Annotated in this window: 1 protein-coding gene; it reads left to right on the plus strand. The window is 63.6% G+C overall.

Annotated elements, in window-relative coordinates:
- Nucleotides 1–426, plus strand: a 426-nt coding sequence (locus ACZYSM_RS29395) for an Ig-like domain-containing protein (protein ID WP_489077204.1), incomplete at both ends; no start/stop codon positions are given.

Genomic DNA, 426 nt, shown 5'->3' on the forward strand with positions numbered 1-426 from the left:
CAAGGGCAGCGCCAGCGTGGTCGGTAACCAGCTGGTGTTCAACCCAGGGACCAACTTCGACCACCTGGCGCAGGGTGCGGTCGAGCACGTGACGCTCACCTACCAGATGCAGGATCAGTACGGGGCGATCTCGAGTTCCACGGTGGACGTGACCATCACCGGCACCAACGACGCTCCGGTGGCGGTGGCTGATGTGGCCGCAGGTACAGAGAACCAGACCCTCACTATCGACGTGCTGGGCAATGACACCGACGTCGATGATGGCCATGTGTTCACGCTGAACTCGGCGAGTGCGCCGCCAAGCCAGGGCACGGCCAGCGTGGTCGGCAACCAGCTGGTGTTCAACCCGGGGGCCGACTTCGACCACCTGGCGCAAGGCGTCATCGAGCACGTGACGCTCAGCTATCAGATGCAGGATCAGTACGG

The sequence above is a fragment of the Pseudomonas sp. F220 genome (assembly GCF_057813935.1).